Raw genomic sequence first — 20,438 nt, 5'->3', positions numbered from 1 at the left:
ATTGCGCTCAATGAATTGTTTCTGCCTGATCGAATCATTTCGACTCTTCAAACACCTTGACCGCTAGGGCCGTCCTCCTCAATATGGGAGCGCTCCCACTGGTTCAAGGCTTGTTGTTGCTGCTCCGCCCCCACCTTCGCAAGAGCCGCACGGAAGGAACCAGAGCATGCACCCCAGACCTAGACGCCGTGTCACGCGGCGTCTGTGGACCGCCGTGGTCGCGGCCCTCGCCCTCCCCCTGACGATGCTCGGCACGGGGTCGACGCCCGCCAGCGCGGCGGCCGTCGCCTGCAACGTCGACTACAAGACCAACGACTGGGGCTCGGGCTTCACCGCCGAGCTCACGATCAGCAACCGGGGCACCGAGGCCATCAGCGGCTGGACCCTGACGTACGACTACGCGGGCAACCAGACGCTCAGCAACGGCTGGAGCGGCACCTGGTCGCAGTCCGGGAAGACCGTGACCGCGCGGAACGCCTCCTGGAACGGCACCATCGCCGTCGGGGCCGCGGTGAGCACGGGCGCCCAGTTCACGTACAGCGGTACCAACGCGGCGCCGACCGACTTCGCGATCAACGGCACCGCGTGCGTGGGCGCGCACCAGCCGCCCATCACGGTGCTGACCAGCCCGGCGCCGGGCGCGGTGTACTCGCAGGGCACGGCGGTCCCGATGGCGGCCACCGCCGCCGCCGCGGACAACGCCACGATCACCAAGGTCGAGTTCTACGACGACACCACGCTGCTGGGCACGGACACCACCTCGCCGTACACGCACTCCGCCACCGGGCTGAGCGTGGGCAGTCACTCGCTGGTGGCCAAGGCGTACGACAGCCTGGGCGCGTCGGCGAACTCCACACCGGTCGGCATCACGGTCGCCTCGGGTCCCGCCGTGGTGGTCTCGCCGACCCAACTGGGCGTTCGCCAGGGCCAGTCGGCCACGTACGACGTGAAACTTTCGACACAGCCGTCCGGCAACGTGACGGTGGCGACCGCGCGGGCGTCCGGCAACACCGGTCTGTCGGTGTCGGGCGGCGGGTCGCTGACCTTCACGCCGTCGAACTGGAACACCGCCCAGAAGGTGACGATCGCCGCGAACGCCTCCGGCACGGGTTCGGCCGTCTTCGACTCGACGGCGACCGGCCACGCCAAGGCCTCGGTGACCGTGACCCAGCTGGCCGCGTCGAGCGAGTACGACGAGCGGTTCCTGGAGCTCTACGGCAAGATCACCAACCCGGCGAACGGCTACTTCTCCCCCGAGGGCATCCCGTACCACTCGGTGGAGACGCTGATCGTCGAGGCGCCGGACCACGGCCACGAGACCACGTCGGAGGCGTACAGCTACCTCCTGTGGCTGCAGGCCATGTACGGCAAGGTGACGGGCGACTGGTCCAAGTTCAACGGGGCCTGGGACATCATGGAGAAGTTCATGATCCCGACCAAGCCCGACCAGCCCACCAACTCCTTCTACAACGCGTCCAAGCCGGCGACGTACGCCCCGGAGCACGACACCCCGGGCGAGTACCCGGCACAGCTCAACACCGGTGTCTCGGTCGGTCCGGACCCCATCGCCGCCGAGCTGAAGAGCGCCTACGGCACGGACGACATCTACGGCATGCACTGGCTGCAGGACGTCGACAACGTCTACGGCTACGGCAACTCGCCCGGCAAGTGCGAGGCGGGGCCGACCGACACCGGCCCGTCGTACATCAACACCTTCCAGCGCGGGCCTCAGGAGTCGGTGTGGGAGACGATCCCGCAGCCCACCTGCGACCAGTTCAAGTACGGCGGTCCGAACGGGTACCTGGACCTGTTCACCGGTGACGCCTCCTACGCCAAGCAGTGGAAGTTCACCAACGCGCCGGACGCCGACGCGCGGGCCGTGCAGGCCGCGTACTGGGCGGACATCTGGGCCAAGCAGCAGGGCAAGGGCGCGGACGTCTCCGCGACCATCGGCAAGGCCGCGAAGATGGGCGACTATCTGCGCTACGCGATGTACGACAAGTACTTCAAGAAGATCGGGAACTGTGTGGGGGCCACGTCCTGCCCGGCCGGTACCGGCAAGGACGCCTCGCACTACCTGATGTCCTGGTACTACGCGTGGGGCGGCGCCACCGACACGGCGGCCGGCTGGGCCTGGCGCATCGGCTCCAGCCACACGCACGGCGGCTACCAGAACCCGTTGGCCGCCCACGCCCTCGCCAACTACGCCCCGCTGAAGCCCAAGTCGACGACCGGGCAAGCGGACTGGGCCAAGTCCCTCGACCGGCAGATCGAGTTCTACCGCTGGCTGCAGTCGAACGAGGGCGGCATCGCGGGCGGCGCCACCAACAGCTGGGCAGGGCGGTACGCCACTCCCCCGGCCGGGACGCCGACCTTCTACGGCATGTTCTACGACGAGAAGCCGGTGTACCACGACCCGCCGTCCAACCAGTGGTTCGGCTTCCAGGCGTGGTCCATGGAGCGGGTCGCCGAGTACTACCAGCAGACCGGCAACGCGGCCGCCAAGACCGTGCTGGACAAGTGGGTCGACTGGGCGCTCTCCAAGACGACGATCAATCCGGACGGCACCTACCGGATCCCGTCGACACTCCAGTGGTCGGGTGCGCCCGACACGTGGAACGCGTCGAGTCCCGGCGCCAACGCGGGACTTCATGTCACCGTCGCCGACTACACCGACGACGTGGGTGTGGCCGCCGCGTACGCCAAGACCCTGACGTACTACGCGGACCGCTCCGGTGACGCGGACGCGGCCCGGGTCGCCAAGGCGCTGCTCGACGGCATGTGGGACCACCACCAGGACGGGCTGGGGATCGCGGTTCCCGAGACCCGGGCGGACTACAACCGGTTCGACGACCGGGTGTACGTGCCGAACGGGTGGACCGGGAAGATGCCGAACGGCGACGCCATCAACTCGACGTCGACCTTCGACTCCATCAGGTCGTTCTACGAGGACGATCCGGCCTGGTCGAAGATCGAGGCCTATCTGGCCGGCGGGGCCGCGCCCTCGTTCACGTACCACCGGTTCTGGGCCCAGGCGGACATCGCCTTGGCCATGGGTTCGTACGCGGAGTTGCTGGAGTAGCCCGCGTAGGTCGTACATCGGCTGCGGGCGGTCCGTGGCTGGTCGCGCAGTTCCCCGCGCCCCTTACGGGGCGCGGGGATCTTTTTCCCCCACTGTCAGGAGAGGACCCCCCACTGTGCGAAGAACCCGCATCCTCACCACCGTCCTGGCCCTCGCGGCCGGCCTTCTCGCCGGATCCCCACCCGCGTTGGCCGCCGACAAGCCGGAGAAGTCGGTGGCGATCGCCGCCGACACCTACACCTGGAAGAACGCCCGGATCGACGGGGGCGGCTTCGTCCCGGGCATCGTCTTCAACCGCAAGGAGAAGAACCTCGCGTACGCCCGGACCGACATCGGCGGGGCCTATCGCTGGGTGGAGTCGTCGAAGACCTGGACGCCGTTGCTCGACTCCGTCGGGTGGGACGACTGGGGGCACACCGGGGTCGTGAGCCTCGCCTCCGACCCGGTCGACCCGAACAAGGTGTACGTGGCGGCCGGGACGTACACCAACAGCTGGGACCCGGGGAACGGGGCGATCCTGCGGTCGTCGGACCGGGGGGCCGGCTGGCAGAAGGCGAACCTGCCGTTCAAGCTGGGCGGGAACATGCCGGGACGAGGCATGGGCGAACGGCTGGCCGTGGACCCGAACCGCAACAGCGTGCTGTATCTGGGCGCGCCCAGCGGGAAGGGACTGTGGCGGTCCACGGACTCGGGGGCCACCTGGTCGCAGGTGACCAACTTCCCGAACGTCGGCAACTACGTGGCCGATCCGTCCGACACCAGCGGCTACTCCAGCGACAACCAGGGCATCGTCTGGGTCACCTTCGACGAGTCGACGGGCACCTCCGGCAACCCCACGCGGACCCTCTACGTCGGCGTCGCCGACAAGGAGAACGCGGTGTACCGGTCGACGGACGCGGGCGCCACCTGGTCGCGGCTGGCCGGGCAGCCCACCGGCTACCTGGCCCACAAGGGCGTCCTCGACACCGTCAACGGCCATCTGTTCCTGTCGTACAGCGACAAGGGCGGTCCGTACGACGGCGGCAAGGGTCAGCTGTGGCGGTACGCGACGGCGACGGGCACCTGGACGAACATCAGCCCGGTGGCGGAGGCCGACACCTACTACGGCTTCAGCGGGCTGACCGTGGACCGGCAGGACCCGGGCACGGTCATGGCGACCGCGTACAGCTCCTGGTGGCCGGACACGCAGATCTTCCGCTCCACGGACAGCGGCGCCACCTGGACCAAGGCCTGGGACTACTCGTCGTACCCGAACCGTGCGAACCGCTACACCATGGACGTGTCCTCGTCCCCGTGGCTGACCTGGGGCGCGAACCCGTCGCCGCCCGAACAGACCCCCAAACTCGGCTGGATGACCGAGGCGCTGGAGATCGACCCGTTCGACTCGAACCGGATGATGTACGGGACGGGCGCCACGATCTACGGCACGGAGAACCTGGGGAACTGGGACAGCGGCGGCCAGTTCGTCATCAAGCCGATGGTGCGGGGTCTGGAGGAGACGGCCGTCAACGACCTGGCCTCGCCCCCGTCCGGTGCCCCGCTGCTCAGCGCGCTCGGTGACATCGGCGGGTTCCGGCACACGGATCTGACGAAGGTCCCGTCGATGATGTTCACCCAGCCGAACTTCACGACGACGACCAGCCTGGACTACGCCGAGTCCAACCCGAACACGGTGGTGCGCGTCGGCAATCTGGACTCCGGGCCGCACATCGCGTTCTCCACGGACAACGGCGCCAACTGGTTCGCCGGCACCGACCCTTCGGGGGTCAGCGGTGGCGGTACGGTCGCCGCGGCCGCGGACGGCAGCCGGTTCGTGTGGAGCCCGGCGGGCACGGGCGTGCGGTACGCCACCGGTTTCGGCACCTCCTGGTCGGCGTCCAGCGGTATCCCCGCCGACGCGATCGTGGAGTCCGACCGGGTGGACCCGAAGACCTTCTACGGCTTCAAGTCCGGGAAGTTCTACGTCAGCACGGACGGCGGGGCCACCTTCACCGCGTCGAACGCGACCGGGCTGCCCAGCGGCGACAGTGTCCGCTTCAAGGCCCTCCCCGGGGTGAAGGGCGACGTCTGGCTGGCCGGCGGCGCCACCGACGGGGCCTACGGGCTCTGGCACTCGACGGACGCCGGCGCGACCTGGACCAAGCTCTCCGGTGTCGAGCAGGCCGACACGATCGGCTTCGGCAAGGCGGCGACGGGAGCCTCGTACCAGACCCTCTACACCAGCGCCAAGATCGGTGGCGTACGCGGCATCTTCCGCTCGACGGACAAGGGCGCGACCTGGACCCGCGTCAACGACGACGCCCACCGGTGGGGCTGGACGGGGGCGGCGATCACGGGTGACCCGAGGGTGTACGGGCGGGTCTACATCGCGACCAACGGACGCGGGGTCATCTACGGCGACTCCTCCGACACCGGCGGCGGCGGAGGAGGCGGGGGTACGGACCCCGATCCCGAGCCGACGGGCGCGTGTGCGGTGACGTACACGATCACCAGCCAGTGGTCGGGCGGCTTCCAGGCGGACGTCAAACTCGCCAACACGGGCGCGAGCGCCTGGTCCGGCTGGGCGCTCGGCTGGACCTTCCCCGACGGCCAGGGCGTCTCCCAGATCTGGAACGCCGCCCATACGCAGACGGGGTCGGCGGTCACGGCCCGGAACATCGGCTGGAACGGCACGGTGGCGGCGGGTGCGTCGGTGAGCTTCGGCTTCACCGGAAGCTGGTCGGGGACGAACGGAAAGCCGACCGCGTTCAAGCTCGGTGACCAGTCCTGCACGGTGACCTGACACCCCGCGCAGGACGAGGAGAGGGCGCGCGTCCGGGTCGGCGCGCGCCCTCTTCGTACCATGTACACCGGGTATGTCGCACCACGTACACCCTCCCCTATCGACATGTTCATGGCGGGCACAGAAGGGCATCCCAGAGTGTGTACGCACGGCTCGCCCGGAGACCTTCACAGAAGGAGCCCCTGTGCCGAACCACAGCCGCGTCACGCGCCGACTGGGCATGAAGACCGCCCTCGCCGCGGCGGTCCTGCTGCCTCTGTCCCGTACCACCGGACTGTCCGGCGTGCCCGCCGCCGCGAAGGAGGAGGGGGAGGAGGCCACCGCCGGCCCGCCGCTGTCCACCATGTCCTTCAACCTGCGCTACGCGAACACCGTGCGGCCCAACAGCTGGGCCGTGCGCAGGCCGGTGATGCGGGCCCTGCTGCGGCAGGAGGCGCCCCATGTCATCGGCACCCAGGAAGGCCTCCATCAGCAACTGCGCGACATCGAGGCCGACCTGGGGAGGGACTACCGCTGGATCGGCACCGGCCGCGCGGGCGGCAACCGCGACGAGTTCATGGCCGTCTTCTACGACACCCGCCGGCTCGCGCCCGTCGAGTACCGGCACTTCTGGCTCTCCGACACCCCGGAGGTTCCGGGGTCGAACACCTGGGGCGGCGGCTCCATCCGGATGGTCACCTGGGTCCGGTTCCGTGACCTGCAGGACGGCGACAGACAGTTCTACGTCCTCAACACCCACCTGGACAACGTCAGCCAGTACGCCCGCGACCGGGCCGCGGCCCTGATCGCCCAGCGCATCGCCGGCCTCGACCGGTCGCTGCCCCTCCTCGTCACCGGCGACTTCAACGTGGCGGCCCACCGGAACACGGTCTACGACACGCTGCTGGGCGCCGGGCTCGTCGACACCTGGGACGCGGCGGCCGCGCGCAACGACCTCTACGCGACCTTCCACGGCTACCGCCCGCTGACCCCGGGCGGCGACCGCATCGACTGGATCCTGACCACCCCGGCCAGCACGGTGCACCGGGCCGCCATCAACACGTTCGCGTCCGGCGGCCAGTTCCCCAGCGACCATCTGCCGGTGCAGGCGTCGGTCACGCTGGGCTGACGACCGCGCGCGGGAGTCCGTGGGCGGGCCTGGCCCGCTCACGGACCGGCCCCTACGGCGTGTACACCGTCGGCCTGGGCGCCGTCGGCATGCCGGCGCCGATGAAGAAACTGGTGTGCGGGGGCTGGTTGTAGGCGGTGTTCTGCCAGGCCAGTCCCGTGCGGTACATCGGGTCGTGCAGCAGGGTCGTGATCTTCGTGCTCGTCTCGATGGGTGTCGAGTAGATCCGCAGGGCCGTGTTGCCGCTGGTGCGCCAGACGACCTCCTCGCGCCAGTCGCCGAGGATGTCGCCGGAGAGCGCCGGGGTGGCCTTGGTGCCGTTGTTGGAGGAGACCCCGGACCCGGTCAGCAACCGGGTGTCGGCGGAGGTGCCGTACTTGTCGATCCGGGTGCCGTCGAGGAGTTCGCGGACCGGGTCGCCGTCCCACCAGGAGAGGAAGTTGACCGACGAGGGCTCGCGGCCCTTCGTCGCGCCGGCCTCGTCGCGGGTGGAGGAGTCGGCGGCCGACCACATCTCGGGCCCGTCGTTGCCGGCGTGGATGTCACCGGCGACACCCCGGCCGTTGTCGCAGCAGGCGGCCAGCTGCCAGCGGACCGCGCCGTTGGCGGGGTTGATGTACAGCTCGGCGGGCTGGGAGGTGGACTCCGAGACCTTGAAGTACTCCAGGCCCGACGTCGACGCGTCGAGGTCGCCCAGGTGCTGCGCGTCGCCGTGGCCCGTCCTCGTGGTCCACAGACCGTTGCCGTTGTCGTCCACGGCCATCGAGCCGTACACGATCTCGTCCCGGCCGTCGTTGTCGACGTCACCGACGGAGAGGCTGTGCGAGCCCTGGCCGTCGTAGCCCCGGCCGGAGTTGGTGGAGGAGCTGGTGTCGAAGGTCCAGCGGCGGGAGAAGGAGCCGTTCCGCCAGTCCCAGGCCGCGATCACCGAGCGGGTGTAGTAGCCGCGCGCCATGATCAGGGAGGGGCGGGCGCCGTCCAGATAGGCCGTCCCGGCGAGGAAGCGGTCCGCGCGGTTGCCGTAGGAGTCGCCCCAGGACGAGACCGTGCCCCGGCCGGGGACGTAGTCCACCGTCTGCATCGCCCGGCCGGTCTGCCCGTTGAACATGGTCAGGTACTCGGGCCCGGACAGGATGTAGCCGCTGGAGTTGCGGTGGTCGGCGGAGGAGCTGCCGATCACCGTGCCCGCCCCGTCGACCGTGCCGTCGGCCGTCTTGGCGGCTATCTCGGCCTTGCCGTCGCCGTCGTAGTCGTACACCTGGAACTGGGTGTAGTGCGCGCCGGAGCGGATGTTGCGGCCCAGGTCGATGCGCCAGAGCCGGGTGCCGTCGAGCTTGATTCCGTCGATGATCGTGTTGCCGGTGTAGCCGGACTGGGAGTTGTCCTTGGCGTTGGTCGGCTGCCACTTGAGGACGAACTCCAGGGCCCCGTCGCCGTCGAGGTCGCCCACGGAGGCGTCGTTGGCCTCGTAGGTGTAGGCGACTCCGTCCGGGGTGGTGCCGCCCGCGGGTGCGCTGATCGGCACGTCCTTGTAGCCGGTGCGCAGTTGCACGGCGTGCACCGAGTCGCCCTGCTCCACACCGTTCACGATCGCGCGGACCGTGTAGTCGGCCTGGGCGGGGGCGCCGGAGTGGAAGTAGTTGGTGGAGCCGGTGATCGGAGTGGAGTTGACCTTCGTACCGGCCCGGTAGACGTTGAAGGACACGTCGTTCGGGTCGGTGCCGAGCCAGCGCCAGCTGACCAGGTTGCCGCTGTCGACGTGCACGCTGACCACGCCCCGGTCGAGGCGCTCGACCTGGCGGGCGGTGGCGGCCTCGGCGGGCGTGCCGGTGAACGTGGTGAGTCCGGCGGCGACCAGGGCCGCTGTCACCAGCGAGCGCAGGGCTCGGCGTCTGTGGTGCCTGTGCGGGTGGGGCACGTGACGAACCTCCAGAAGGGACGGACGAGTTCCGCTCCTTCAGTCGCCGCCGTTCCCGGCCACGTTGCCGTACCTTTCGGCCAGTTCGGCCACGTTCTGGCGATCCTGTGGCGCTGACCAACCTGCGTCATGGAGTTCAGGCCGGCTTCCGGAACGCCCGCAGGGTGAACTCCGGGTCCGGGCGTGGCAGGTCCTGGTCGGGCAGGGCCGCGAGGCGCAGCGCGAAGTCGTCGGCCAGCGGATCGCCGGGGGGCAGCGTGACGAACCAGCCCCGGCGCAGGTCGGCGACCGTGCGGCGGGGGCTGCGGCCCTGGCCGCGCCCGGGGAAACGAGCCTGTCCGACGGCCAGCAGACCGTGTTCGGCGGCGTACGTCTCGACGGCCCCGGCGGGATCCGTCGCCGGCGCCCGGGGCCGTGGGGCGAGCACCGCGTCGATGTCGCTGCCCACGTTGTGGGAGGCGGCCTTGTCGACGGTGGTGACGTAGACGCCGCCGGGGAGGAGCACCCGGGCGCACTCCCCGACCACGGCCCGTACGTCTTCGGGGCCGCCCAGCAGATGCAGCAGCCACACGCTGGTGACGGCGTCGAACTCCCCGTCACGGAACGGGAGTCGGCGGCCGTCACCGATCACGACCGAGCCGGGCAGCCGGGCGGCGGCCCGGCTCGCCATCGCGTACGTGAGGTCGACCCCCGTGACCCGTGTCCCGGGCCGGGCCGCCGCGAGGCGGCGGGTCACGATCCCGGTGCCGCAGGCGATGTCGAGCAGGCGGCGGGCGCCCTCGGGGACGAGGCCGAGCACGGCGTGGGCGGCGGCCTCGGCGCGGGGCTCGCCGCCGCGCAGGGCGTCGTAGTCGCCGGCCTCCTTGTCGTAGTCCAGCACCCGCCTCAGCTCGCCCCGTGACCGGGGGCGAGCGCCTCCACCCTGCGGGCCAGCTCGAAGTCCTTCTCGGTGACGGCGCCGCCCGCGCTGTGGGTGTGGACGGTCAGCGACACCGTGTCGTAGCCGAGGGTGAGGTCGCTGTGGTGGCCGAGCTCCTCCTGGGTCTGGGCGATGTGCACGACCAGCGCGGTCGCCGCGAAGTGCGAGCCCAGCCGGTAGGAGCGGGCGATCCGGTCCCCGTCCAGCGACCAGCCGGGCAGCTCCGCCAGCCGTTCCTCGATCTCCTTCTGCGACAAGGGTTCGACGGGCATGACCCACTCCTTCCGGGAGGCCCCTCCGTGATGTGCGGTCCCTCCCAGCGTGCCACAGACGGGCCGCCGCGTCCCTGGTCAGGAGCCCGGACGCGCCACACCTCACCAGGCTCGGTTACGTTGTGCGCATGACCAGTGTCCCGACCGGTGCCCCGGGTCGTCCCACCGTGCCCGCCGTCCAGGGCGTGGGCCCGCTGCTGCGGGCCTGGAGGGAGCAACGGCGGGTCAGCCAGCTGGAGTTGGCGCTGCGCGCGGATTCCTCGGCGCGGCACATCAGCTTCGTCGAGACGGGCCGCTCCCGCCCGAGCGAGGAGATGGTTCTCCGGCTCGCCGAGCACCTGGACGTACCCGTTCGGGAGCGGAACGCGCTGCTGCTCGCGGCGGGTTACGCCCCGCGCTATCCGGAGACGCCGCTCGACGACCCGTCGATGGGCGCGCTGCGGGAGGGCATGGAGCGGCTCATCCAGGGCTACGAGCCGTATCCGGCGCTGGTGATGAACGCGACGTACGACGTCCTGGCCGCCAACCGGGGCATCCTCATGCTTCTCGACGGGATCCCCGAGTCGCTGCTCGTCCCGCCGCTCAACGCGATGCGGCTGACGCTGCATCCCGAGGGCATGGCGCCACGCATCCGCAATCTGCGCGCCTGGCGCGGGCACCTCCTGGAGCAGATGGAGCGCCAGGTCGCGCTGCATCGCTCGGAGCCCCTGCGGGCGCTGTACGAGGAGGTGGCGGCGTACCCCCTGCCACCGGGCACGCCCGAGGACGACTCCGACGGGGACGCGGGGTCGGGGCCCGGCGCGGAGGCGAGTGCGTACTTCGCGCTGCCGATGCGGATCGAGCACGAGGGCCGGGTGCTGTCGTTCGTCTCCTCGGTCTCCACCTTCAACACCCCCATGGACGTGACCGTGGCCGAGCTCGCCATCGAGACGTTCCTCCCGGCGGACCCGGCGACGGTCAAGTACCTGCACGGGCTGATGTCCTGACGGTCAGTCGGAGGCGCTCCCGCGGTCGTCGGCCGCGCGGAGGGCGAGGTACTGGACGGCCGCGAACCCGGCCACGGTGACCGCCTGGAGCAGCGTCCACACCGCCCCCGCCGTGCTGGGCGTCAGCCACAGCGCCAGGGCGACGAGGCTGAGGACCGTCCAGGCGAGGTTGGCCTCGATCACGGCCCGTACGGGCAGGGCCGGGGGCCGCTGACGCGCGGCGAGCAGGGCGACACCCGCCGCGTACACCGAGAGGAAGGCGCCGAGCGCGACGAGCAGCCCGGCACCGACCCCGAGGTAGCGGCCGAGGGGGCCGGAGGCCAGGAGGTAGGCGAGCCCGTTCACGCCGGTCACGGCCGCGTCGATGGCCAGGAAGCGGCGCAGCATGGCGCGGGGGTCGGTGGTCCGGGCGAGGACGGCGAGCCGGGCCGTCGGTATGGTCATGGACATGGCTCATCACGCTCCGTCGAGGTGGTGGGCGGGAAACAGGAGGGGCCGGAGGCCGAGCGCCCGGAGGGGCGCCGGAGGACCCGGTGAGCTCACCTTGCCTCGCGGCGCGTGCGCGGGTCGATTACCTCCGAGGTCATGGCAGCCCGTACCCTGCGGGGTCGTCGTGCCCCGGAACCGCCGGACCATCGCGTTCCGGTCACCCCTGGGCGATGTCACCGGGGCATGACAGACTGTTGGGGTACCTCGGCGCGTGGGGAGGCGTGGCGTGAGTGAGCGGCGGCCCGCGCCCACCGTGGGTCAGGTGGTGCTCGGAAAACGGCTCCAGGAACTACGGGAGGCCGCCGGGCTCAAGCGCGAGGAGGCGGCACGCGTCCTCCGGGTCGCCCCGGCGACCGTGCGGCGCATGGAGACCGCCGACGTCGCCCTCAAGATCCCCTACGTCCAGGTGCTGCTGACGACGTACGGTGTCGCCGAGCACGAGGTCGACGCGTTCGTGGCGCTGGCCGAGGAGGCGAACAAGCCGGGATGGTGGCAGCGGTTCCATGATGTGCTGCCCGACTGGTTCAGCGTGTACGTCAGCCTGGAGGGCGCGGCGCACCTGATCCGGCAGTACGAGCCGCACTTCGTGCCGGGGATGCTGCAGACGGAGGAGTACGCGCGGGCCGTGATGGAGGCCGGGACGGTCGGGCAGACCGGCCCCGAGACGATCGAACGGCATGTGTCGCTACGGATGGCGAGACAGAAGCTCCTCACCCAGGAGAACCCACCGCACCTGTGGGTGATCATGGACGAGACGGTCCTCATGCGGCCGGTGAGCATCCGCTCGCAGGTGATGCGCGACCAGATCGACCGGCTTCTCGACGTCACCGAGAAGGACCATGTGATCCTCCAGGTCTGCGAGTTCGCCAGCGGCCCCCACCCGGGCACCTACGCCCCGTTCTGCCTCTTCCGCTTCGCCGAACCGGAACTCCCCGACATGGTCTACAGCGAGTACCTGACCGGCGCGCTCTACCTCGACTCCCGCAAAGAGGTCTCCCTCCACCTCGAAGTCCTCGACCACATGGCCGCACACGCGGCCTCCGCGGAGGCGACGAGGGACATCCTGAAGCGGTACCGCGACAGGTACTGAGTTCCGTCGCCCTTCCTGCCACCGCCGGCTCCGTCCTACGCAGCCCCTCCCTTCGGCCCCTTCTCCTCGTCCACGAACTCCGCGTCGACCACTGTCGTGTCCTCCTCCTCGTCCGCGGCCCCGGCCGGGCCGGTGGGCAGTGGGCCGGTCCGGCCGGCGGAGGCCGCCGCGTACATGGACTGCCCCATGCGCCGGCTGACGGTGGAGAGGTGGTCGGTGGCGGAGCGGAGGGGCGCGGTGTCCTCGGGGTGTTCCAGCAGACGCTTCACCTCCGCCACCGCGGCCCTCACCTCGGCCCTGCTGTCGGCGGGGACGCGTTCCTCGTTCTCACGGAGGAACTTCTCGGTCTGGTGGACGAGTTGCTCGGCGTGGTTGCGGGTCTCCGCGGCCTCGCGGCGCCGACGGTCGTCCTCGGCGTACTGCTCGGCCTCCCGCATCATGCGGTCGATGTCGTCCTTGGGGAGCGCGGAGCCGCCGGTCACCGTCGTCTTCTGTTCGCGGCCGGTGGCGAGGTCCTTCGCCGAGACGTGCATGATGCCGTTCGCGTCGATGTCGAAGGCCACCTCGATCTGCGGGACACCACGCGGCGCGGGCGGCAGCCCGGTCAGGTCGAAGACGCCCAGCTTCTTGTTGTACGCGGCGATCTCCCGCTCGCCCTGGTACATCTGGATGCCGACCGAGGGCTGGTTGTCGGCGGCCGTGGTGAAGATCTCCGAACGGCGCGTCGGGATCGTCGTGTTGCGCTCGATGAGCGTGGTCATGATGCCGCCCTTGGTCTCGATGCCCAGGGACAGCGGCGTGACGTCGAGGAGCAGGACGTCCTTCACGTCACCCCGGATGACACCCGCCTGGAGCGCGGCGCCGACCGCCACCACCTCGTCGGGGTTCACCCCCTTGTGCGGGTCCTTGCCGGTGAGCTCCCGCACCAGGTCGCTCACGGCGGGCATCCGTGTCGAACCGCCCACCAGGATGATGTGGTCGATCGCCGCGAGCTTCACTCCCGCGTCCTTGACGGCCTGGTGGAACGGCGTCCTGCACCGGTCGAGCAGGTCCGCGGTCAGCTCCTGGAACCGGGCGCGCGTCAGTTTCTCCTCCAGGTGGAGGGGCCCCTCGGCGGAGGCGGTGACGTACGGGAGGCTGACGGACGTCTCGGAGGAGCTGGACAGCTCGATCTTGGCCCTCTCCGCGCCCTCCCGCAGCCGTTGCAACCCCATCTTGTCGCGGCCGAGATCGACGCCGTACTGCCCCTGGAAGCGCTTGACGAGGTACTCGACGACCCGCTGGTCGAAGTCGTCGCCCCCGAGCCGGGTGTCGCCGTTGGTGGCCTTCACCTCGATGACCCCGTCGCCGATCTCCAGGAGGGAGACGTCGAAGGTGCCGCCGCCGAGGTCGAAGACGAGGACGGTCTGTTCCTCGCCCCGGTCCAGGCCGTACGCGAGGGCCGCCGCCGTGGGCTCGTTGATGATCCGCAGGACCTTCAGGCCCGCGATCTCCCCCGCCTCCTTGGTCGCCTGCCGCTGCGCGTCGTCGAAGTACGCGGGCACGGTGATGACGGCGTCGGTGACGTCCTCGCCGAGGTACGACTCCGCGTCCCGCTTCAGCTTCTGCAGGACACGCGCGGACAGTTCCTGGGGCCGGTAGCGGGTGCCGTCCACGGAGCCCTCCAGGGGGAACCGCCAGCTCGCGTCGCCCATATGGCGTTTGACGGAGCGTGCCGTGCGCTCCACGTTCGTCACGGCCTGCCGCTTGGCGACCTCGCCGACGACAACCTCGGAGTTCTTGGCGAACGCCACCACCGACGGCGTGGTCCGCTGCCCCGCCGCGTTCACGACGACGGTCGGCTCACCGCCCTCGAGCAGGGCCACCACCGAGTTCGTCGTACCGAGATCGATCCCGACCGCACGCCCCATCGCCGTCCCCTTCCAGCGGAGTCCGCAAGGATCCGCGAGGTCCGCCAAGTGTTCCCACCACCAGCACAGAACTCGGGTGGGCTCTTGTCCATGGGGCGGAGACGGGGCGCACGAAGCAGACGGTCAGGCCAGCTCGGCCGTCAGCGTGATCGTCGTACCGGTCAGGGCCTGGCTGACCGGGCAGTTCTTCTTTGCGCCCTCGGCCGCCTCCTGGAAGCCGGCCGCGTCCAGGCCGGGGACCTCGCCGCGGACGGTGAGGTGGATGCCGGTGATGCCCTCGCCGGGCTGGAAGGTCACGTCGGCCTTGGTCTCCAGGCGGGTGGGCGGGGTGCCCGCGCCGGTGAGACCGTGGGAGAGCGCCATGGAGAAGCAGCTGGAGTGGGCGGCCGCGATCAGCTCCTCGGGGCTGGTCTTGCCGTTCGCCTCCTCCGCGCGCGAGGGCCACGACACCGGCTGCGAACCGATGCCGGAGGAGTCGAAGGTGACGGTGCCGGTGCCCTTGAGCAGCTCGCCTTCCCAGACGGTGTGTGCGGTGCGCGTGGTGGCCACGATGAGTCCTTTCCTGTCAGTCACGGTGCCGGAGTCCCGTCGCGGGGGATTCCGCCGCGGGGTTCCGACACGGAAATCCCGTCGCCGGGGTTCCGTACCCCATCCGATCACACTCGGGCGGGTCCGAACGTCATCTCACCCTGAACACCGGCCCCCGCGCGGTGAACGGCAGGTGAGCACTCTGTGGAATCAGATAGGCGTGCTCCCGCCGCACCCGCAGCACGTCGCACCAGCCGTCCGTGATGACGAGGACCGGCGCGCCCGGCGGGAAGTCGTCGGCGCGGTGCAACAGGTCGACGCCCGGCTGCAGTTCCGTACCGCCGCGCCCGCGCACCCGTACCCGTCCGGCGATCTCGGTGACCGGCAGGTATCCCGCGTCGTGCGGGGCCGCGTCGCAGAAGACGACCCGGGCGGCCGGTACGTCCCGGGCCTCGGCGTACGAGGCGATGGCGCCCAGCGCCTTGCCGAGCAGCGTCCGGTCCATGGAGCCGGATGTGTCGAGGACGACGCCGAAGGTGCAGCGGGCGATCTCCTCGGGCGGGAAGTAACGCCCCGCACGCGGGATGTGAGGGGTGGCGGCCTGGCGGCGCGAGGGGCGCGCGTAGGTCCGTACGGCCTGCGGGCTGGGTACGAACTCGTCGAACCAGCGGGCGAGTTGCGCGTCCCAGGGCAGGGGCGGATGGCTGAGGGCACGGATCTCCTCGACCAGGCCGGCGGGCAGCAGGCCGCGTTCCTGACGCTCGTGCAGGTCGAAGCCCCGGGCGAGGCCCCGGCGGTAGAACTCGTCGAGGTCCACGTAGTCGCGCGGCGAGGCGAGCGGCCCGCCGAGGATGTCACCGACACCCTTGCCGCGCGGGGTGGCCAGCCTGCGCATCCGGCGCAGATCGCCGACGATCCGGTCGTAGACCTCCTCGGCCGACAGCCCCGACAGCCCGGCGTCGTACAGCAGCCCGTCGGGCATGGTGCCGACCTGCATCTCGCGCAGCCAGTCGTTGATGACGTAGTCGGCGGCGATGTTGAACAGGAACGGGTCGCGGGTGCCGCAGCGGTCGCCGTGGCGCAGGGCGGCGTGCAGCATCTCGTGGGCGAGGATGAACCGCCACTCCTCGTCGTCGAACTGGCGGAGCGGGTTGATGTAGATCTCGCCCGCCTCCGCGTCGACGGCCGCGACGGCGATGCCGTGGGCGTGGGCGAGTTCGACGTCGGCGACGATCCGGATGCCGGCCGCGATGCCGCCGAGCAGCGGGTAGGAGGAGATGAACCAGCTCAGCGCCTTCTCCCAGGGGCGCATGCGGGTCGGCTCGTCGTCCAGGGACTCCCGGCGGCCCCCGGCCATGTCCATCGCGGCGGACATGGTGCGGGTGAGGGCGTGCGCGAAGGCGAGCTGCCAGTCCGTGGGCGTGCCCCGCCACTTGGGCCAGGACAGCAGGAGCTGGTCGGGCTCGTCACCGGCCGTGCCGCAGTGCGCGTACGCCGCCGGGAGCCCGCCCTGGCGGCGCCAGCGGGCGGCGAGGCGCTCCTCGTCGCCGTCCGGGTAGCGGTCGGGCAGGTTCTCGGGCGTCAGGCCGACCGGGAAGGTGAGCAGGAACCGGTTGACGGCGACGCAGCGGGCGGCCAGGTCGTACCGGTCGGGCTGGGTCCGCGCGCCGTGCGCCGCCGGGACGTGCCCGAAACCCAGGTGGACGGCGGCGTGGGCGATGGCCCAGGCCCAGGCGTCGGGGGTGGCGAGCCGGTCGGGGTGCGCGTGCAGCACGCCCTCGGAGTCGACCCGGACGAGGCCCTCGCGGGGCGCGAGGTCGCACTTCTCCTTGCGGCAGACGCTGAACCCGACCGCCCGCAGCGCGGGGTTGTACCGCACCGCCTCCAGCCCGGCCTCGAACGCCTCACCGGCGAGGTCGCGCTTCGTCTTCTTTCCGCCCTGCCTCTTGCCACCCGACGTGCTCACCGGCGGGCCTCCACCAGCCGGGGCATGTCGCGGGCCGCCTCGACCAGGAACCAGGCGGGCAGTACGGGATTGCCGTCGGTGCCGTCGGCGATGACGGTCTGGGCGACCTCGACGGAGATCTCCGCGAGCCGCACCAGCAGGGACTTGGCGCGGTACGCGGTCTGCCGTCCGTTCGCCGACATGTGCTGCTTGCTGACCGGCAGTTCCTTGATCAGCCGGTCGCGGAAGGAGTCGGCGAGGTAGTACAGCAGGTCGCGGTCCTCCACGCGGTGGGGCCAGCCGGCCTCGCCCTTGAGGATCGCCTCGATGCCGAACCGGCTGCGCACGATCTTGACGTAGCCGCAGAAGGCCACCGCGTGCGCGGGCGTCAGCGTGCCGTGCGCGAGGACCTTCAGCGTCTCCTCGTCGAGGTCGCGCCCGAAGGAGTGCAGCGCGTCGGAGAGCATGTGCCAGGAGCGGGGTGTCGAGAACGGCTCCTCGCTCTTCGGCGGCTTCGACCACAGCTGGTCAGGGCGGTCGGTGAGGTGGTCCAGGACCCAGGCGTGGATGCCGTTGCCCTCCGCCCAGACCAGCCAGTCCTTCGCCGAGGCCTGGAGGTGGACGTGGGTGAGGCGGTTGACCAGGGCGGAGGCGATGGGGCGGGCCAGGGCGTTGTCGGTGGCGCGGTTGCCGGCGCCGATGACGATGGAGCCCTTCGGCAGCTCGTAGTTGCCGATGCGGCGGTCCAGGATCAGCGAGTAGAACGCCTTCTGCACATCCGGGGTGGCCGCGTTCAGCTCGTCCAGGAACAGGCAGTACGGCTCGTCGCGGGCGATCGCCTCCGGCGGGCAGAACACGGAGCGGCCGTCGCGGATCTGCGGGACGCCCATCAGGTCCTCCGGCGCGAGCTGCGTACCGAGGAGGCTCACGCACGTAAGGCCCAGCGACTCGGCGAAGTCCCGTACGAGGGAGGACTTTCCGATGCCGGGGGCGCCCCAGACGAAGACGGGGCGGACGGTGGCGAGGCCGAGCAGCAGCTCGGGGATGCGGGAGGGTGTGACGGTGACGGCTGCCTGCAAGGCGGGGGCTCCAGGGGTTTGGTCCTGCGGACGTTGCGGACAGTGTGGGTGACCGCTTCGCTGGAGCGCAGCCGAATTTTTTGTGGGCCGGGGCGCCTATGCGTCTGCCGGGTTCTGTTCGGGGGCGGGTGCGGGTTCGTCGTGGACGGTCGCGCAGTTCCCCGCGCCCCTGAGGGGCGCGCTGTCGTGGGCCAGGGGCACTTGGGGGCCGTTCGCCTCCCGTAGCCATCTTCTGAGTACCCGGTGGATGTGTTCCGCGCCGACCATGTCCTCGTCCTCCTCGACCGGTTCGGAGAGAACCAGGGGGGACATCAGGAACGGGCGGGACTGGCAGCCGCCCAGGCCTCCGTGGGAGCCGATCTGCTCCTCGAAGGCGAGGACTTCGCCGTCGGTGGGGTCGAACCAGGAGTTGACCATGATGTCGGCGGTGTGCGGGAAGCCGTGTGTGCGGCGTACGGCGTCGGCGGCGCCGGGGCCGAAGTCGGCCAGGGGGCCGGGGTGTTCGTCGCTCAGTTCGTCGATCGGCACCTCCGCGCCGAGCGCGCCGAGGACGACACCGCCGTGCTCCTCGCTGCGGACGAGGACGAAGCCGATGCCGGGGTGGTTGGCCAGGGTGGAGAGCAGGGCGGGGTGACGGGCGTCGATCTCCTCGCGGCTCATCCGGTGGGAGACGTCCGGGAAGGAGACGAGGCCGAGGTTGCCCGAGGCCAGGGTGATGGGCTCGGAGCGTCGGGTGGGGCGGTGCTCCTCGACGCCCTCCTCGACGGGGATGCGCAGCGCGGCCCGTACCGCCGCGCGCGCCTCGGCGCCGCTGTGGGTGCGCTGGGCACGGCGCGACACGGGCAGGCCGCAGCCGGCGCGGACCAGGTCGCCGAGGGTGAGGCCGTAGCGGCCGAGGAAGGTCTCGCCGGGGCTCTGGCCGTGGTCGGAGAGGAGGACGATCCGGTAGGCGCGCGGGGCGTGTTCGGCGACCTGGGCGATCAGCGCGAGGGAGCGGTCCAGGCGCTGGAGGATCTTCGCGGCGTCCCGGCTGTGCGGTCCGGAGTGGTGCGCGACCTCGTCGTACGCCACCAGGTCCGCGTAGATCGCCGCGCGGCCCGCGAACATGTCCCCGATCACCGCGGCGACGACGACGTCGCGCTCGACGACGGTCGCGAAGGCCCGGATGAACGGGTAGAGCCCGCCGCGCTTGACGCGGGGGCGCTGCTCGGCGAACCGGGCCCGGGTGGACTGGCTGATCTCCCGCACGACGTCGGCGCCGAAGGACATGGCGGTGCGGACGGCGTTGGCGGGGTCGGAGAAGTAGGCGAAGTACCCGGCGCGGGACCGGTTGCGCCGCCCCCGGCGGGCCGCCATCGACAGCACCAGCGCGAGCTGCTCGGCACCGCCGCTGAAGAGGTTGCCGCGGCTGGCGCCGTCGACGGTCAGCAGACCGCCGTCGCCGGTGCGGGCGACGGCCCGGCGCTGGAGTTCGGCGGCGCTGGAGGGCCGGTTGCAGACCATCACCTCCCGGGTGTCCTTCTCGTACCAGCGGAAGGCGGGCACGTCGTGGTTGGTGCCGTGCAGGATGCCGAGCTGGCTGGCGCCGGTCTGGCTGGACCAGTCGGTGCGCCACGGGGTGAGCCGGTGCGTGGGCCGGGGCCGGGCGGTACCGGCGGACGCGGGCGGCGGCGCGAGGCCCAGCCACTCGGCCACGGTGGGCATCAGCCCCTTCTCCGCGGCTGCCTCCAGCACGTCGTGGCCGACGCCGTCGAGCTGGAGGAAGACGGTGCCGGGTCCGGCGGGCCCCGGGCGGCCGACGGCGTGCCTGCGGCGGCGGTCGGCCAGGCGGTACAGGCGGCGCCGGTAGGCGTCGTCGTCCCGCACGGCGAGGGCGCCGCCGGTGGCGGAGGCGACGGCGGACATCACCGCGGCGACGACCACGGCGGTCTCGGGCGCGGCCGCGCCCTGGCCGGAGGGGTTGAGCCGCAGGGCGAGCAGGAGCAGGGAGCCGTTGAGGAAGAAGACGAGCAGGCCGAGGACGAGCGCCGGGACCAGCAGCAGGGCCCGCACCAGCAGCGGCCACACGAGCGAGGACAGCAGACCGAACGCGCCGGCGCCGAACGCCGCGGTCACGGCGATCTGCGTGGCGCTCTCATCGCTCTCGGACTGGAGCCGGAAGTCGGGCAGCGCGCCCGCGAGCACGAGCATGGTGAGGGTGGACACCGCCCACACGGCGAGCATCCGCCAGATGCCGCTCAGCACCCTCCGCCAACGACCACCGCCCACGTTCTGGCCACCTTTGCGTCACGATCCTGGGGTCAGCCTGTCATAGGGGGTGGGGGCGCCGG

General features: G+C 71.1%; 14 protein-coding genes. 5 read left to right on the top strand and 9 right to left on the bottom strand.

Annotated elements, in window-relative coordinates; translation table 11 throughout:
* Positions 1 to 166 precede the first annotated feature (166 nt).
* From P1P70_RS13650 to P1P70_RS13640, 3 genes are all read left to right on the top strand, one after another.
* The gene (locus P1P70_RS13650; RefSeq protein ID WP_319237098.1) at positions 167 to 3,082 is read left to right on the top strand and encodes a glycoside hydrolase family 48 protein; all 2,916 of its coding nucleotides are present in this window, start codon (positions 167 to 169) and stop codon (positions 3,080 to 3,082) included.
* Between the two features lie 115 nt (positions 3,083 to 3,197).
* Entirely contained in the window at positions 3,198 to 5,864 is a 2,667-nt protein-coding gene (locus tag P1P70_RS13645; protein WP_319237097.1) for a cellulose binding domain-containing protein, read from the top strand.
* A gap of 184 nt (positions 5,865 to 6,048) precedes the next feature.
* On the top strand, positions 6,049 to 6,972 hold the full coding sequence (locus P1P70_RS13640; RefSeq protein ID WP_319237096.1) for an endonuclease/exonuclease/phosphatase family protein: 924 nt from the start codon (positions 6,049 to 6,051) through the stop codon (positions 6,970 to 6,972).
* 52 nt (positions 6,973 to 7,024) lie between these two features.
* On the opposite strand, the gene P1P70_RS13635 is transcribed toward P1P70_RS13640, so the two are convergent.
* The 3 genes from P1P70_RS13635 to P1P70_RS13625 all read right to left on the bottom strand — a co-directional run bounded on the left by P1P70_RS13635 (position 7,025) and on the right by P1P70_RS13625 (position 10,081).
* The gene (locus P1P70_RS13635) at positions 7,025 to 8,890 is read right to left on the bottom strand and encodes a rhamnogalacturonan lyase (RefSeq protein ID WP_319237095.1); all 1,866 of its coding nucleotides are present in this window, start codon (positions 8,888 to 8,890) and stop codon (positions 7,025 to 7,027) included.
* Between the two features lie 136 nt (positions 8,891 to 9,026).
* Positions 9,027 to 9,770, bottom strand: coding sequence for a class I SAM-dependent methyltransferase (locus P1P70_RS13630; protein WP_319237094.1), 744 nt, complete (start codon positions 9,768 to 9,770; stop codon positions 9,027 to 9,029).
* 5 nt (positions 9,771 to 9,775) lie between these two features.
* Positions 9,776 to 10,081, bottom strand: a complete 306-nt coding sequence (locus P1P70_RS13625) for a 4a-hydroxytetrahydrobiopterin dehydratase (RefSeq protein ID WP_319237093.1) — start codon at positions 10,079 to 10,081, stop codon at positions 9,776 to 9,778.
* Between the two features lie 128 nt (positions 10,082 to 10,209).
* On the opposite strand from P1P70_RS13625, the gene P1P70_RS13620 reads away from it, so the two are divergent.
* Complete coding sequence (locus tag P1P70_RS13620) at positions 10,210 to 11,067, top strand: helix-turn-helix transcriptional regulator (RefSeq protein ID WP_319237092.1); 858 nt, start codon at positions 10,210 to 10,212, stop codon at positions 11,065 to 11,067.
* A gap of 3 nt (positions 11,068 to 11,070) precedes the next feature.
* Here P1P70_RS13620 and P1P70_RS13615 read toward each other — a convergent pair whose 3' ends face one another.
* Positions 11,071 to 11,511, bottom strand: a complete 441-nt coding sequence (locus P1P70_RS13615) for a hypothetical protein (RefSeq protein WP_319237091.1) — start codon at positions 11,509 to 11,511, stop codon at positions 11,071 to 11,073.
* A 271-nt stretch (positions 11,512 to 11,782) separates the two neighbouring features.
* Here P1P70_RS13615 and P1P70_RS13610 point away from each other — a divergent pair, with 271 nt between their 5' ends.
* The gene (locus P1P70_RS13610) at positions 11,783 to 12,646 is read left to right on the top strand and encodes a helix-turn-helix transcriptional regulator (protein WP_319237090.1); all 864 of its coding nucleotides are present in this window, start codon (positions 11,783 to 11,785) and stop codon (positions 12,644 to 12,646) included.
* 35 nt (positions 12,647 to 12,681) lie between these two features.
* Here P1P70_RS13610 and dnaK read toward each other — a convergent pair whose 3' ends face one another.
* From dnaK to P1P70_RS13585, 5 genes are all read right to left on the bottom strand, one after another.
* Entirely contained in the window at positions 12,682 to 14,556 is a 1,875-nt protein-coding gene (dnaK, locus tag P1P70_RS13605) for a molecular chaperone DnaK (protein ID WP_319237089.1), read from the bottom strand.
* A gap of 123 nt (positions 14,557 to 14,679) precedes the next feature.
* Positions 14,680 to 15,105, bottom strand: coding sequence for an OsmC family protein (locus P1P70_RS13600; RefSeq protein WP_319237088.1), 426 nt, complete (start codon positions 15,103 to 15,105; stop codon positions 14,680 to 14,682).
* 130 nt (positions 15,106 to 15,235) lie between these two features.
* Positions 15,236 to 17,050 carry a DUF2201 family putative metallopeptidase gene (locus P1P70_RS13595; RefSeq protein ID WP_319237087.1) on the bottom strand — a complete coding sequence of 605 codons (1,815 nt, stop codon included), beginning with the start codon at positions 17,048 to 17,050 and terminating at the stop codon, positions 15,236 to 15,238.
* Positions 17,047 to 18,108 (bottom strand): MoxR family ATPase, encoded by a 1,062-nt coding sequence (locus tag P1P70_RS13590; protein ID WP_319237086.1) that lies wholly within the window; start codon positions 18,106 to 18,108, stop codon positions 17,047 to 17,049. The genes P1P70_RS13595 and P1P70_RS13590 overlap by 4 nt, the downstream gene beginning before the upstream one ends.
* Positions 18,109 to 18,204: 96 nt before the next feature.
* A complete protein-coding gene (locus P1P70_RS13585; RefSeq protein WP_319237105.1) occupies positions 18,205 to 20,331 on the bottom strand; it encodes a phage holin family protein in 2,127 nt (708 codons plus the stop codon).
* Positions 20,332 to 20,438 lie beyond the last annotated feature (107 nt).

The sequence above is a fragment of the Streptomyces sp. MB09-02B genome (assembly GCF_033794485.1).
In the GTDB taxonomy this organism is placed as follows: Bacteria; Actinomycetota; Actinomycetes; order Streptomycetales; family Streptomycetaceae; genus Streptomyces.
This window is presented reverse-complemented; position numbering and strand designations above follow the sequence as displayed.

Excerpts from the sequence above, each read along its gene's own strand:
- P1P70_RS13650 (WP_319237098.1), top strand. The coding sequence starts at position 167 with ATGCACCCCAGACCTAGACGCCGTGTCACGCGGCGTCTGTGGACCGCC.
- P1P70_RS13625 (WP_319237093.1), bottom strand. The coding sequence starts at position 10,081 with ATGCCCGTCGAACCCTTGTCGCAGAAGGAGATCGAGGAACGGCTGGCG.
- P1P70_RS13620 (WP_319237092.1), top strand. The coding sequence starts at position 10,210 with ATGACCAGTGTCCCGACCGGTGCCCCGGGTCGTCCCACCGTGCCCGCC.
- P1P70_RS13615 (WP_319237091.1), bottom strand. The coding sequence starts at position 11,511 with ATGACCATACCGACGGCCCGGCTCGCCGTCCTCGCCCGGACCACCGAC.
- dnaK (WP_319237089.1), bottom strand. The coding sequence starts at position 14,556 with ATGGGGCGTGCGGTCGGGATCGATCTCGGTACGACGAACTCGGTGGTG.
- P1P70_RS13585 (WP_319237105.1), bottom strand. The coding sequence starts at position 20,331 with ATGCTCGCCGTGTGGGCGGTGTCCACCCTCACCATGCTCGTGCTCGCG.